The following is a 13,138-nucleotide window of genomic DNA, read 5'->3' as shown; positions in this document are numbered from 1 at the left end:
GCGCGCCGTCGCCCGGGTCAGGTCCGGTCGAGCCGGTCGCGCAGGAGGACGGCGATGTCGGCGACCTCGGGGACGCCGACCTGCGCAGGGACCGGGGCGGCTGCCGGCACCGCGTCGTCGGGGGCCGACGCGCGGGCGTGCGCCGCGACGCCGTCGCCGATCATGACCGTGCAGAACGGGCAGGCGGTGGCGATGGCGCTCGCGCCGGTGGCGACGGCCTCGGCCGCGCGGACCGTGCCGATGCGCTCGCCGATGGTCTCCTCCATCCACATGCGCGCACCGCCGGCGCCGCAGCAGAACGACGTCTCGCGGTTGCGCGGCATCTCGGCGACCGTGACCCCGGCGGCGGCGAGCAGGTCGCGCGGCGGGGTGTAGACCTGGTTGTGGCGGCCCAGGTAGCAGGGGTCGTGGTAGGTCACGGTGGTGCCCGTGCCGTCGTCGCCGGTGCCGGGGGCGAACCGCAGCCGGCCCTCGGCGACGAGGGTGTCAAGCAGCTGGGTGTGGTGCAGCACCTCGTAGCGGCCGCCCGCGGCGGGGTACTCGCGCGAGATCGTGTTGAAGCAGTGCGCACAGGTCACGACGATGCGCTGCGCGCCCACCTCGTTCAGCGTCTCCACGTTCTGCGCCGCGAGCATCTGGTAGAGCGCCTCGTTGCCGGCGCGCCGGGCGGGGTCGCCGGTGCAGGTCTCCCCGTCGCCGAGCACCGCGAACGTGACGCCCGCGGCGTGCAGCAGCTCGGCCACGGCGCGGGTGGTGCGCTTGGCGCGGTCCTCGAAGGCGCCCGCGCAGCCGACCCAGAAGAGCCAGTCGACGTCCGCGGCGGACTCGACGTCCGTCCCGACCACGGGCACGTCGAAGTCCAGGCCCTTGGCCCAGTCGAGGCGCTGGCGGGCGGGCAGCCCCCACGGGTTGCCGCGCCGCTCCATCTTGGTGAACGTGCCGCCCAGCTCGGCGGGGAACGCGGACTCCATCAGCGACTGGTAGCGGCGGATGTCGACGATCGTGTCGACGTGCTCGATGTCGACCGGGCACTGCTGCACGCACGCCCCGCAGGTGGTGCACGACCACAGCACGTCGGGGTCGATCACGCCCGACGCGACGAGGTCGACGCCCAGGTGCGGGTCGACCTGCGCCTCGTCGGTGGCGCCGGCGGCGCGGGCGGCGCGCACGTACGGGGCGGTCGCGGCCGCGTGGTCGCGCAGCGCGAGGGTGAGGAGCTTGGGGCTCAGCGGCTTGCCGGTCGCCCACGCGGGGCACTGGTCCTGGCAGCGCCCGCACTCGGTGCACGTGGCGACGTCGAGCAGGCCCTTCCACGGCAGGTCCTCGACCGCGCCGACGCCCAGGCGCACGTCGTCCGGCAGGTCGTCCACCGCCGTCAGGTCGAGGGGGTTCCCGTCGCCGTCGCGCAGCGGGGTCAGCGGCCCGAGCGCCGGGCCGCCGTCGGGCTCACGCCGGGCGTACACGTTGACGACGGCGAGGAACCGGTGCCACGCCACGCCCATCGTGGGCTGCAGGCCGACGACCACGAACCAGGACATCGACACGAGGATCTTCACGGTCGCGACGACCAGCACCCACGCCTCGAGCGTGGCCCGGTCCGCACCGACCCACGCCTGCCCGAACCACGCGGTCAGCGGGAAGTGCAGGGCGCTCGCCCACGGCTCGCCGTCCTGCACGGCGAGGGCGTACTCCAGCCCGCGCAGCAGCACCACGGCGACGACGACCAGCAGGATCGTCGCCTCGACGACGTACGCCCACGCGAAGTTCGACCCGAAGAACCGCGACCGGCGCTGCTCGGCGTCCGGCTGCGACGCCCGCGGCCGGGTCCGCACCCGCAGCACCACCAGGCCGGCGATGGCGACGAGGCCCAGCCACGCGAACGCCTCGACGGCCCACTCGACGGGCACCCAGTGCCCGATCAGCGGCAGCCCGTAGGCCGGGTCGACGAGCTGCCCGTACCCGGTGAGCAGCGTGAGGAACAGCACCGGGAACGACAGCATCACCACCCAGTGCGCCGCCCGCACCGCCGGCCGCTGCCGGAACCGCTCGTGCCCGAGCACCTCGCGCGCCAGGGTCCGCAGCCGCGCGCCCGCCGGCGACCACCGCCCCGGCAGCGGCCGTCCCACGCGGATCGTCCGCACGATGACGACGACGCCGCGCGTGAACACGCCGACGCCGACGACCGTCGCGACGACGACGAGACCGATGCACACCACCTGGAGCCAGCCCACGGCGGACACGCTAACGGGCGCCACCCCCGCGCGACCGCACCGAGGTCCCACCGATCCGCCCTGCTGCGCGTGCCGCCAGCACCGCGCGGGCCTCCATGAGCGCGAACCCGAGCAGGTTCAGCCCGCGCCACCGTGCCGGCACGTCCGCGTCCGGGTGGTCGGCCGTCAGCCCCGCGCCCCACACGCGGTCCACGGGCGACGCCTCGACCAGCACCCGCGACCCGGTGCCCAGCAGGTAGGCGCGCAGGGCATCGTCGGCGTCGAACTTGGCGACCGAGCCCTCGACGACCACGTGCCACCGGTGCGCGGCCCACACGTCCTCGTCGAACCCCCGGACCTCGCGCCCCAGGGCCTTGGCGTGCGCGGGGGAGCGGGCGGTCAGCACCTGCTCCGCCCGCTCCGTGTCGTCGAACAGCACGGCCTTGCGCCACATCATCCAGTGCTCGGCCGACGCGAACGTGCGCCCGTCGACCTGGAACGGCGACGGCCACCACTGGCTGAAGCAGCCCCGCCCGAGCGCCCCGTCGGGCCGCGGCCGGTGGCCCCAGAAGTGCACGAACCGCGGCACGCCACCCGCCGCGCACGCTGCGACCAGCGCCGCGACGGACCGCGCCGCCAGCACCTGGTCCGGCACGACGTCACCCATGGGCGTCATCGTCCCGGACCGGACGCGCGCGACCCAGCCCTTTCGCGTGCCGCTGCGTCAACGGGCCGAGCGGTACTCCGCGGTCAGGGGGCACTGGAACGGGTCGCGGGCCGCCAGGCCGACGCGGTTGAGGTGCTCGACGACGATCCGGTACGAGCGCAGCAGACCCGTCTCGGTGTAGCTGATGCCGTGCTCGGCGCAGAACGCCTTGACCGCCGGCTGCACCTTGCGCAGGTTCGGGCGCGGCATCGACGGGAAGAGGTGGTGCTCGACCTGGTAGTTCAGGCCGCCCATGAACAGGTCCGTGGCCCGGCCGCCGCGCACGTTGCGGCTCATGAGCACCTGGCGGCGCAGGAAGTCGATGCGCGAGTCCGGCGGCACGATGGGCATGCCCTTGTGGTTGGGCGCGAACACCGCCCCCATGTACAGGCCGAACAGCCCGAGCTGCACGCCCAGGAACGCGAACGCCATGCCGACGGGCAGCAGCCAGAACACCAGCGCCAGGTACCCGCCGAGGCGCAGCGTCACGAACGCGATCTCCACCGGGCGCCGCTTGACCGGGCCGCGGCCGAAGATCGTCTTGATCCCCGAGATGTGCAGGTTGAGGCCCTCGAGCAGCAGCAGCGGGAAGAACAGCCAGCCCTGCCGCGCCGTGAACCAGCCGACCAGGCCCGAGCGGGGCTCCTTCAGGTCCTCGGTGTGGAAGACCAGCGCTCCCGTCTTGATGTCCGGGTCGGCACCGACCTGGTTCGGCTTGGCGTGGTGGCGCGAGTGCTTGTGCTGCCACCACCCGTAGCTCATGCCCGCGTACAGGTTCGCGATGACCAGGCTGGCCCAGTCGTTCCAGCGGCCCGACTCGAAGATCTGCCGGTGCGCGGCGTCGTGACCGAGGAACATGACCTGGCCGAACAGCACCGCGAGCACGGCCGCGACGACGAGCTGCCACCACGACGGGCCGATCATCACGAACGCGGCGAACGTGGCCGCGATCAGCGCGGTGAGGACCGCGAACGTCGTCCAGTAGTACCCGTACCGCCGGCGCATCAGCCCGGACTCCTGCACGGTGCGGGCCAGGGCGGTGAAGGTGCTGACCTGGCGCTCGCGGACCGATCCGGCGGCCTCGCTCGACACGGCCGTCACCGGGCCGGTCCGGACGGGGCCGTGGGCGGGAGGGGCGGGCGACGATCGGTCATCGGGGCTCCTTGGGCGTGCCGGGCGACGTGCGGTGCCGACGGGTCGCGCCGCGTCCCTGTGGCGCGACCCACTCTAGGGGCACGGCGGGCCGCCGGGCCGGTTCCGGGGTCCGTTGTTAGGATCGACGCGTTCCCTCGTCCATCACGACGGCGCTGACCTGCGTCGCCGTGCGTGGTCGCACCTTCACACCGACCACACCCTGACGCCGCGCGGCCCGCGCCGCACGCGGCGTCCACCGACCGACCACCGCCCCCGACCAGGACGGAGCCGGACGTGCTGCTGCTGCTCGTCGTGCACCTCGCAGCGGCTCTCGTCGCGCCCGCGCTGATCGCCTGGCTGGGCCGGCGCGCGTTCTGGATCCTGGCGCTCGCCCCCGCGTCTGCCGTGGCCTGGGCGCTGTCGTGGACGACGCAGGTCCAGGCGGGCCGCGGGCCGGTGCAGGTCGTCGAGTGGATCCCCACCCTGGGCCTCGAGCTGTCGTTCCGGCTGGACTCCCTGTCGTGGCTCATGACGCTGGTGGTCGGCGGTGTCGGGGCGCTGGTGCTCGTGTACTGCTCCGCGTACTTCAAGGAGGGCGCGTCGGGCCTCGGACGGTTCGGCGGGGTCTTCACCGCGTTCGCCGGCTCGATGCTCGGCCTCGTCACCGCCGACGACATGCTCCTGCTGTTCGTGTTCTGGGAGCTGACGACCGTCACGTCGTACCTGCTCATCGGGCACTACGCCGACCGCAAGCCGAGCCGGCGCGCGGCCATGCAGGCCATCGTCGTCACCACCGCGGGCGGCCTGGCGATGCTGGTCGGGCTCGTGGTCCTCGCGCACGCGGCTGGCACGTACTCCCTCTCGGCGGTCGTCGCGGACCCCCCGGAGGCGAGCGGCGTGGTCGTCGTCGCGGTCGCGTGCCTGCTCGCCGGTGCCGCGACCAAGTCCGCGCTGGTGCCGTTCCACTTCTGGCTGCCCGCCGCGATGGCCGCGCCGACGCCCGTCAGCGCGTACCTGCACGCCGCCGCCATGGTGAAGGCCGGCGTCTACCTGGTCGCCCGGTTCGCCCCCGCGTTCGCCGACCTGCCCATGTGGCGGTGGACCGTGGTGGTGCTCGGCAGCACCACGCTGCTGCTCGGCGGGTACCGCGCACTGCGGCAGCACGACCTCAAGCTGGTCCTCGCGTTCGGCACCGTCTCCCAGCTCGGGCTGATCATCCTGCTCGTCGGCCTCGGCACCCAGGCGACCGCGCTGGCCGGGGTCGCGATGCTCGGCGCGCACGCCATGTTCAAGGCGTCCCTGTTCCTCGTCGTCGGCACGGTGGACTCCGCGACCGGCACGCGCGACCTGCGGCGCCTGTCCGGCGTCGGCCGCTCCCTGCCGTGGACGGCGACCGCCGGCGGCCTGGCCACCGCCTCGATGATCGGACTGCCGCCGTTCGCCGGGTACGTGGCCAAGGAGGCCGGCCTGGAGGCGGTGCTGCACCTCGAGGACGGCGCCGCCGGGTGGGTCGTGCTCGTCGCCTTCGTGCTGGGCTCCGCGCTGACCGTCGCGTACGGCCTGCGGTTCTGGTGGGGCGCCTTCGCGACCAAGCCCGCGCTGCTCACCCAGCAGGCCACGGAGGACGGTGACGGCGGTGCGACCAGCACGAGCCTCGCCGAGGGCGGCGAGCGCTCAGCCGCTCCCGCGAGCGTGTCCCGCCCGTCGCTCCTGCTCATGTGGCCCGCCCTCGTCCTCGCCGTGCTCGGCGTGGCCGTCGCGCTCCTCCCGCAGCTCGGGGAGGACGTGCTCGCCCCCTACGCCGCCACCGTGCCCGCCGGCGAGCCCGGGCACCTCGTGCTCTGGGCCGGCCTGACGCCCGCGCTCGGGCTGACCGTGCTGATCCTCGCCGGCGGCGCCGCGCTGTTCCTCGCCCGCGACCGTGTCGAGCGCTGGCAGGCCCGGGTGCCCACCGTCGCCGAGGCCGACCGCGTCTACCGGCGCTCGATGCGCCGCCTCGACGACCTGGCCGCCGACGTCACCGCCGTCACCCAGCGCGGCTCCCTGCCCCTGTACCTCGGCGTCATCCTCACCACGTGGGTGCTCGGCGTCGGCACCGCGCTGCTCACCGGCACGTCCCTGCCCACCGAGGTGCGCCCCTGGGACTACGCCGCGCAGGCCGCGTTCGGGGTCGCGACCGTCGCGTCCGCCGTGCTCGCCGCGCGCGCCCGCCGCCGCCTCAAGGCCGTCATCCTCATGGGCGTCGGCGGGTACGCCGTCGCCGGGATGTTCCTGCTCTACGGCGCCCCCGACCTCGCCCTCACGCAGGTGCTCGTCGAGACCATCACGCTCGTCGTGCTCGTCCTCGTCATGCGCCGCCTGCCGCCCTACTTCTCCGACCGGCCCCTGGCCGCGTCCCGGTGGGTGCGCCTGGCCCTCGGGCTCGCCGTCGGCCTCACGGTCGCGGGGATCGCGCTCGTCGCCCCCTCCGCCCGGGTCCACGACCCCGTCTCGACGGACTTCGCCACCGAGGCCTACGAGTACGGCGGCGGCAAGAACATCGTCAACGTCACCCTCGTCGACATCCGCGCGTGGGACACGATGGGCGAGATCTCCGTGCTCCTCGTCGCCGCCACCGGCGTCGCGTCGCTGGTGTTCCTCTCCGCCCGCTCGGGCCGGATCTTCCGCGAGCGCGAGGCCCCCGTCGACCGCGCCGTCTGGGGCGGGGCGCCCGACCCCATGGCCGCGCTGCGCCGCGCCGGCGACTCCGTGATGATCCCCGGGCCCGCCGGCACCCCCGACCGCGCGCAGGCCGGCACGGGCGAGCCCCCGCGCGGTGCGTGGGCCAGCTCCCGCGCCCGGGAGTGGCTGCGCGGCGGCCGCACCCTCGCGCCCCAGCGGCGCTCCGTGATCTTCGAGGTCGTGGTGCGCCTGCTGTTCCACACGATGATCGTCTACTCGGTGTTCCTGCTGTTCTCCGGGCACAACCAGCCCGGCGGCGGGTTCGCGGCGGGCCTGGTCACGGGCATCGCCCTGGCCGTCCGGTACCTCGCGGGCGGGCGGTACGAGCTCGGCGAGGCGGCCCCCGTGCAGCCGGGCGTGCTGCTGGGCCTGGGGCTGTTCCTGTCCGCCGGCGTGGGCATGCTCGCCATGCTGGAGGACGGCGTGGTGCTGCAGTCCGCGATCCTCGAGTTCACCGTGCCGGTGTGGGGCGACGTCAAGCTCGTGACCAGCCTGTTCTTCGACATCGGTGTGTACCTCGTCGTCGTCGGCCTGGTGCTGGACATCCTGCGCAGCCTCGGTGCCGAGATCGACCGGCGGGCCGAGACGGGCGAGGACGAGGTGTCCGGCGATGCGGTCGGCGGCGAGGAGCTCCTGACGACGTCGTCGACGACGGTGGCGGACGAGGTGCGGGCGCTCGCCGTGCCGCGCGGCGGTGGCGACCGGGACGACCAGGGCGACCGGCCGGGGGTGACGCCGTGAACGCGCTCGTGACGAGCCCCAACCTCGTCTTCGTCGTGACGATCGCCGTGCTGTTCACGGTCGGCGTGTACCTGGTGCTGGAGCGCAGCCTCACCCGCGTGATCATCGGGGTGGCGCTGCTCGGCAACGGCACGAACCTGCTGATCCTCGTGGCCGGCGGCCGCGCGGGCGGCCCGCCGATCGTGGGGGTCACGCCCGAGGACGAGATGAGCGACCCGCTGCCGCAGGCGCTGATCCTCACGGCCATCGTCATCACGCTCGGTCTGACGGCGTTCCTGCTGGCCATGGCGTACCGGTCGTGGCAGCTGCACCGCCACGACGAGGTCCAGGACGACGTGGAGGACCGGCGCATCGCCCGGCTGGCGGCCCGTGACGAGCGCGCCTTCGAGGACGCCGACACCGACGGCGACACGCAGACCCTGGACGAGGAGGCGGCGCTGACCCGCGACGAGACCGACGAGGCCGAGCCGGTCCCGACCCCGGAGGCGGGCCGATGACCGACTGGAGCTGGCTGGTCCCGCTGCCCGTGGTGCTGCCGCTGTCCGCGGCCGGTCTGACGCTGGCCCTCTACCGGCGCCCGCGCGTGCAGCGGGTCGTCACGGTCGTCACGCTGACGGCGGTGCTGGTGGTCGCGGCGGCGCTGCTCGTGCTGGCCGACGGGGCGCCGCTCGTCGTCGAGGTCGGCAACTGGGCCGCGCCCGTGGGCATCAACCTCGTCGCGGACCGGCTCTCGGCGCTGATGCTCACGGTCTCCGCGGCGGTCACGCTGTGCGTCCTGCTGTACTCGCTCGCGCAGGGGCAGGCGGACGGCGAGAACGACGCGCCGATCTCGATCTTCCACCCCACGTACCTGGCGCTGACCGCGGGGGTGTCGAACGCGTTCCTGTCCGGCGACCTGTTCAACATCTACGTCGGCTTCGAGATCCTGCTCGCCGCGTCGTACGTGCTGATCACGCTCGGCGGCACGGGGGAGCGGATCCGGGCGGGCACGATCTACGTGGTCGTCGCGATCATCAGCTCGGTGCTGTTCCTCGTCGCGATCGGCGCGGTCTACGCCGCGACGGGCACGGTGAACCTCGCCCAGCTCGCGGTGCGGCTGCCGGAGATCGACCCGGGCGTGCGCCTCGTGCTGCAGGTCATGCTGCTGCTCGCGTTCGGCATCAAGGCGGCGATCTTCCCGCTGTCGTCGTGGCTGCCGGACTCCTACCCGACGGCGCCGGCCCCCGTCACCGCGGTGTTCGCGGGCCTGCTCACCAAGGTCGGCGTGTACGCGATCATCCGGACCCAGTCGCTGCTGTTCCCCGAGGGGCGGCTCGACGACGTGCTGATGTGGCTGGCGCTCGCGACGATGCTCGTCGGGATCCTCGGCGCCGTGGCGCAGGACGACGTGAAACGTCTGCTCTCGTTCACCCTGGTCAGCCACATCGGGTTCATGGTCTTCGGCATCGCGCTCGGCTCGCAGGCCGGGTGGACGGCCGCGATCTTCTACGTCGCGCACCACATCACCGTGCAGACGGCGCTGTTCCTCGTCGTCGGACTCGTCGAACGCTTCGGCGGGACGACGTCGCTGGACCGGCTCGGCGGGCTGGCCAAGACCGCGCCCGTGCTGGCGGTGCTGTTCTTCGTGCCGGCGATGAACCTGGCGGGCATCCCGCCGCTGTCCGGGTTCCTCGGCAAGGTCGGGCTGCTGGAGGCGGGCGTCGCGCAGGCCACGCCGCTGGCGTACCTGCTGGTGGCGGGCTCGGTCGTGACGTCGCTGCTCACCCTGTACGCGCTGATCAAGGCGTGGAACAAGGCGTTCTGGCAGACCCCGCCGGCGGAGCTGCCGCGCACCCCGGTGCCGACGTCCATGGCCGTGCCCGCCGGGGCGCTCGTCGCCGTCGGGCTGGCGCTGACCTTCCTGGCCGGGCCGCTGTACGCGTACACCGAGCGCGCCGCCGTGACCCTGGCCGAGCGCGACCCGTACGTGCGCGCCGTCCTGCCGGACCTCGAGCGCGGGCAGGGCGAGTCCGCGGACGTCGCCGAGCAGGCCGTCGAGCAGGACGAGGCGACGGTCGGGGGTGAGGACGGATGAGCCTGCACCCCCGCCGACGCTCGGTCCTGCGCAGCCACGGCGTGACCGTGGTGTGGCTGACGGCCGTCTGGGTGCTGCTGTGGGGCGACCTGACCTGGGGCAACCTCGTGAACGGCGTCCTGCTGGCGGTGCTCGTCGCGACCGGGCTGCGCATGACGCCGGTCGACTTCCACGGGCGCGTGCACCCCGGGGCGCTGGCGGTGCTGCTCGGGCGGTTCGTCGTCGACCTGGTGCGGGCGTCCTTCGAGGTGTCCATGGTCGCGCTGCGGCCGCGGCACACGCCCCGCGGGGCGGTGGTCTGCGTGCAGCTGCGCAGCCACTCCGACCTGTACCTCACGCTCACCGCCGAGCTCGTCTCGCTGGTGCCGGGCTCGCTCATCGTCGAGGCGCACCGCCTCACCGGGCGGCTGTACGTGCACGTGCTCGACGTCGAGACGTCCGGCGGGATCGAGGCCGCGCGCCAGCACGTGCTCGACCAGGAGGCGCGGCTGCTGCGTGCCCTGGCCTCCGACGCCGAGCTCGAGGACGCGGGCCTGCGCCGCCGCCCGGAGCGCGGCCGGCCCGGCGGACGCCTGGAGGTGACGCGATGAGCGTGTTCGACGTCGTCGTGCCGGTGTGCGCCGTGCTGCTCGGGCTCGGCGCGACCTTCGCCGTGATCCGGGCCGAGAAGGGTCCGTCGATGCTCGACCGGACCGTCGCGCTCGACATCGTCGTGACCGTGGTGATCGCCGCGCTCGCCCTGTACGCGGCGGTGCGGCAGCGCTCGGACGTGGTGCCGATCCTCGTGGTGCTCTCGCTCGTCGGGTTCGTGGGGTCGGTGACGATCGCCCGGTTCGCGGCCGTGGAGCCCGAGAGCGAGCGCCGCGTGCGCACGCGCGAGGAGGTCGCCGCCGAGGAGGCCGCCCGTCGCCTGCGCGAGCAGGAGGAGGAAGAGGCCCGCCGGGGCCGCCGGCACGTGCCCGAGAGCACGGCTGACACGGTCGAGGACGCGCCCGACCCCGAGCACCACGGCGGCGGCGCCGAGGGGGAGGTCCGATGACGGCGATCACGTGGACCACCGTCGCCGACGTGGTGGCGGTCGTGTGCCTGCTCGGCGGCGCGTTCTTCGCGTTCGCCGCGGGCGTCGGCGCGCTGCGGTTCCCCGACCTGCTCTCGCGCATGCACGCCGGCACCAAGCCGCAGGTCCTGGGCCTGGTGCTGGTGCTGATCGGCCTGGCGCTGCGGCTGCGCGAGGGCGGGGCCGTGTGGGCGCTCGTGCTCGTCGCGGTCTTCCAGATGCTCACCGCGCCGGTGGCGGCGCACATGGTCGGGCGGGCCGGGTACCGCACAGGCAAGGTCCGCCACGACCTGCTCGTGGTCGACGAGCTGACGCGCGACCTCGACGCGATCACGGCCCGCGACGAGCAGGCGGCCCGCGACGAGCTCGCCGCGCAGGGCGAGCCCGGCCCCGCCGCGCCGGAGCGCTCCGACGGCGACGGGGCCGGCCGCTCACACCAGTAGCGCCTGCCCGAGCACCTCGCCCTCGCGGGCGCCCGGCAGCACCGCGAACACCGCCGAGCCGACCGGGGTGGTCCACAGGTTCATCAGGTCCGCCTCGGCGAGGCGCTCCTGCACGGGCACGAGCTGGGCGACCGGGTCCGCCTGGAACGCCACGAACAGCAGGCCCGAGTCCGACAGCGCCCCCGCCGCGGGGGTGTCGTCGTAGCTGTACCCGCGGCGCAGGAACCGGTGCGTCGGGTCGTCCGTGCGGGCGCGCCGGATGTGCGCGGCGTCCGAGATCACCGTGAACCCGAGGGCGTCCCGGGCGTCGAGGTCGGGCTCGTCGTGCTCGTGCGCACCGGTCAGGGGCGCGCCGTCGGCGAGGCGCCGGCCCACGGCGTTCTCCCGGCCGACCCGGTCGAGCTCGTCCCACGTGTCGAGGTCCATCGCGATGCGCCGCACCACGACCGACGAGCCGTCGCGCACCCACGGCCCGGCGTCGTCGACCTGCCACACCAGGTGCGGCTCGACGTCCGGGTCGACGTTGCGGGTGCCGTCGACCTGACCCATGAGGTTGCGCGCCGTCGTCCCCGGGGCCACGGTGCCCGGGCTGTTGCGGAACCCCCGCTGCACCCACCGCACCCCGGCGAACGTGCGGGCCTCCTTGGTGAGCACCCGCACGGCGTGCGCGACCGTCACCTGGTCGTCGGCGCACACCTGCAGCAGCAGGTCGCCCCCGCACCAGCGGTCCTCGAGCCGGTCCACCGCGAACGCGGGCAGCGGCGCGAGCCAGGAGGGGCGCCGGTCCTCGATCCCCGCGGCCGTGAACACCCCCGGCCCCCACGCGACCGTGACCGTCAGCGCGGCGGGGACCTGCGCGAGCTCGGGCTCGGTGTCGGCCAGGCCCGGCCGGCCCGCCATGAGGCGCTCGACGTCGTCCGTCCAGATCCGCATGAGCCGCGTCACCGCGTCCCGGTCGGCACCGGCGACGAGGTCGAGGGCGACCAGCGCCACGAACGCCGGCTGCGGGGTGGCGACGCCCGCCTGCCGGGCGCCGCGGAACGGCACGGTGACCCGACCGGCCGCGTCGGCCGCGACGGGTGCCGGGGCGGGTGCCGCCGCCGCTGCGTCCCACGCGCCGCGCCCCGCCAGGGCGGCGGCCGCGCCGCCGGCCGCCGCCGCGCCCAGGCGCAGCAGCGACCGGCGGCTGGGCCCGGAGCCCGGGCGGGCGTCGTCCGACGCCGCGCCCGGGGCCCCCGCTCCTGCGGTGGTCACTCGTCGTGCCCCTCGTGGTCGCCGTGGGCGTCCTCGGTCGCCGTGCTGCCGTCCATGTCCATCTCCATGTCGCCCTCGCCGACGTACTCCTCCTCCGCGCCGGAGAACGAGCGGGCGGGCGCCGTGAGCTGGAACGTCGAGCCGTCCTCGGCCGTGAGGGTGATGGTGATCTCGTCGCCGGGCTCGACCGGTGCCGTCAGGTCCATGAGCATGAGGTGGTCGCCGCCGGGCGCGAGCGCGTGCGTGCCGCCGGCCTCGACGACGATCCCGCCCTCCTTCTGCTGCATGACCATCGCGCCCGCCGCGTCGGTGGTCATCTCGTGCAGCTCCATCGTGGACAGCTCGGTGGTCGCCGAGACGATCCGCACGTCCTGGTCCGAGGAGTTCTCCAGGACGCCGAACGCGGCGGTCATGCCCTCGTCGGCGGCCTTGACCCACGGGTCGGTGATCGTGAGGGCGTCGGCCTGCGCGGCCGTGGCCGACGGCGTGGCCGCGGGCGTGCCGGCGGACGAGCAGGCGGTGAGCAGGCCGAGCACGGCCAGGCCTGCGAGCGCGGGTCGCAGCGGACCGCGCGCGGTGCGGCGGGCGGGGTGAGGCGTGGTGGTCGATCGGGTCACGGGGTCCTCCGGGGACGCGGGTGGGGCACGGGTGGGGGCAGCGCCGTGACCGGGGCGCACCGAGCGGGCCGTGCGTCGACCCCGTGCGAGCGCACGGCACCCGTGGCGGGTGCGCGCGGCGGTCGGGGTGGTGCAGGCGTCGGGCGTGCCGGTCAGGCGGGCGCGGCACGGGGGCGCACCC

11 protein-coding genes are annotated in these 13,138 nt (G+C 74.6%); 6 read left to right on the top strand and 5 right to left on the bottom strand.

Features of this window, described 5'->3' with window-relative positions:
• Nucleotides 1-17: 17 nt before the first annotated feature.
• From BKA21_RS09480 to BKA21_RS09470, 3 genes are read right to left on the bottom strand one after another with little or no spacing between them, the layout of a single operon-like run.
• Nucleotides 18-2,231 carry a (Fe-S)-binding protein gene (locus BKA21_RS09480; RefSeq protein ID WP_140457982.1) on the bottom strand — a complete coding sequence of 738 codons (2,214 nt, stop codon included), beginning with the start codon at nucleotides 2,229-2,231 and terminating at the stop codon, nucleotides 18-20.
• A 10-nt stretch (nucleotides 2,232-2,241) separates the two neighbouring features.
• The gene (gene ybiA, locus BKA21_RS09475; protein ID WP_140457981.1) at nucleotides 2,242-2,877 is read right to left on the bottom strand and encodes a riboflavin biosynthesis intermediates N-glycosidase; all 636 of its coding nucleotides are present in this window, start codon (nucleotides 2,875-2,877) and stop codon (nucleotides 2,242-2,244) included.
• Nucleotides 2,878-2,934: 57 nt separating this feature from the next.
• Nucleotides 2,935-4,008 (bottom strand): fatty acid desaturase family protein, encoded by a 1,074-nt coding sequence (locus BKA21_RS09470; RefSeq protein WP_239072880.1) that lies wholly within the window; start codon nucleotides 4,006-4,008, stop codon nucleotides 2,935-2,937.
• A gap of 336 nt (nucleotides 4,009-4,344) precedes the next feature.
• Here BKA21_RS09470 and BKA21_RS09465 point away from each other — a divergent pair, with 336 nt between their 5' ends.
• The 6 genes from BKA21_RS09465 to mnhG are packed head-to-tail and all read left to right on the top strand — an operon-like array spanning nucleotide 4,345 to nucleotide 11,086.
• A complete protein-coding gene (locus BKA21_RS09465) occupies nucleotides 4,345-7,512 on the top strand; it encodes a Na+/H+ antiporter subunit A (protein WP_140457980.1) in 3,168 nt (1,055 codons plus the stop codon).
• On the top strand, nucleotides 7,509-8,009 hold the full coding sequence (locus tag BKA21_RS09460; RefSeq protein WP_140457979.1) for a Na(+)/H(+) antiporter subunit C: 501 nt from the start codon (nucleotides 7,509-7,511) through the stop codon (nucleotides 8,007-8,009). The genes BKA21_RS09465 and BKA21_RS09460 overlap by 4 nt, the downstream gene beginning before the upstream one ends.
• Nucleotides 8,006-9,586, top strand: a complete 1,581-nt coding sequence (locus BKA21_RS09455) for a Na+/H+ antiporter subunit D (protein ID WP_140457978.1) — start codon at nucleotides 8,006-8,008, stop codon at nucleotides 9,584-9,586. The genes BKA21_RS09460 and BKA21_RS09455 overlap by 4 nt, the downstream gene beginning before the upstream one ends.
• Complete coding sequence (locus BKA21_RS09450) at nucleotides 9,583-10,176, top strand: Na+/H+ antiporter subunit E (RefSeq protein ID WP_140457977.1); 594 nt, start codon at nucleotides 9,583-9,585, stop codon at nucleotides 10,174-10,176. The genes BKA21_RS09455 and BKA21_RS09450 overlap by 4 nt, the downstream gene beginning before the upstream one ends.
• Nucleotides 10,173-10,625 (top strand): MrpF/PhaF family protein, encoded by a 453-nt coding sequence (locus tag BKA21_RS09445; RefSeq protein ID WP_140457976.1) that lies wholly within the window; start codon nucleotides 10,173-10,175, stop codon nucleotides 10,623-10,625. Before BKA21_RS09450 ends, BKA21_RS09445 begins: the two co-directional genes overlap by 4 nt.
• Nucleotides 10,622-11,086: a monovalent cation/H(+) antiporter subunit G gene (mnhG, locus tag BKA21_RS09440; RefSeq protein ID WP_140457975.1), complete on the top strand. Its 465-nt coding sequence runs from the start codon at nucleotides 10,622-10,624 to the stop codon at nucleotides 11,084-11,086. Before BKA21_RS09445 ends, mnhG begins: the two co-directional genes overlap by 4 nt.
• Here mnhG and BKA21_RS09435 read toward each other — a convergent pair.
• On the bottom strand, nucleotides 11,075-12,340 hold the full coding sequence (locus BKA21_RS09435) for a Dyp-type peroxidase (protein WP_140457974.1): 1,266 nt from the start codon (nucleotides 12,338-12,340) through the stop codon (nucleotides 11,075-11,077). The genes mnhG and BKA21_RS09435 overlap by 12 nt on opposite strands.
• Nucleotides 12,337-12,957: a copper chaperone PCu(A)C gene (locus BKA21_RS09430; protein WP_140457973.1), complete on the bottom strand. Its 621-nt coding sequence runs from the start codon at nucleotides 12,955-12,957 to the stop codon at nucleotides 12,337-12,339. The genes BKA21_RS09435 and BKA21_RS09430 overlap by 4 nt, the downstream gene beginning before the upstream one ends.
• Nucleotides 12,958-13,138 lie beyond the last annotated feature (181 nt).

It is taken from the genome of Cellulomonas oligotrophica, assembly GCF_013409875.1.
GTDB lineage: Bacteria > Actinomycetota > Actinomycetes > Actinomycetales > Cellulomonadaceae > Cellulomonas > Cellulomonas oligotrophica.
The sequence above is the reverse complement of the archived record's forward strand: the minus strand, read 5'-3'. Positions and strand labels throughout refer to the sequence as shown.

Bases quoted from the DNA above. Each gene is read 5' to 3' on its own strand.
- BKA21_RS09455 (WP_140457978.1), top strand. From the start codon at position 8,006: ATGACCGACTGGAGCTGGCTGGTCCCGCTGCCCGTGGTGCTGCCGCTG.
- BKA21_RS09450 (WP_140457977.1), top strand. From the start codon at position 9,583: ATGAGCCTGCACCCCCGCCGACGCTCGGTCCTGCGCAGCCACGGCGTG.
- mnhG (WP_140457975.1), top strand. From the start codon at position 10,622: ATGACGGCGATCACGTGGACCACCGTCGCCGACGTGGTGGCGGTCGTG.
- ybiA (WP_140457981.1), bottom strand. From the start codon at position 2,877: ATGGGTGACGTCGTGCCGGACCAGGTGCTGGCGGCGCGGTCCGTCGCG.
- BKA21_RS09445 (WP_140457976.1), top strand. From the start codon at position 10,173: ATGAGCGTGTTCGACGTCGTCGTGCCGGTGTGCGCCGTGCTGCTCGGG.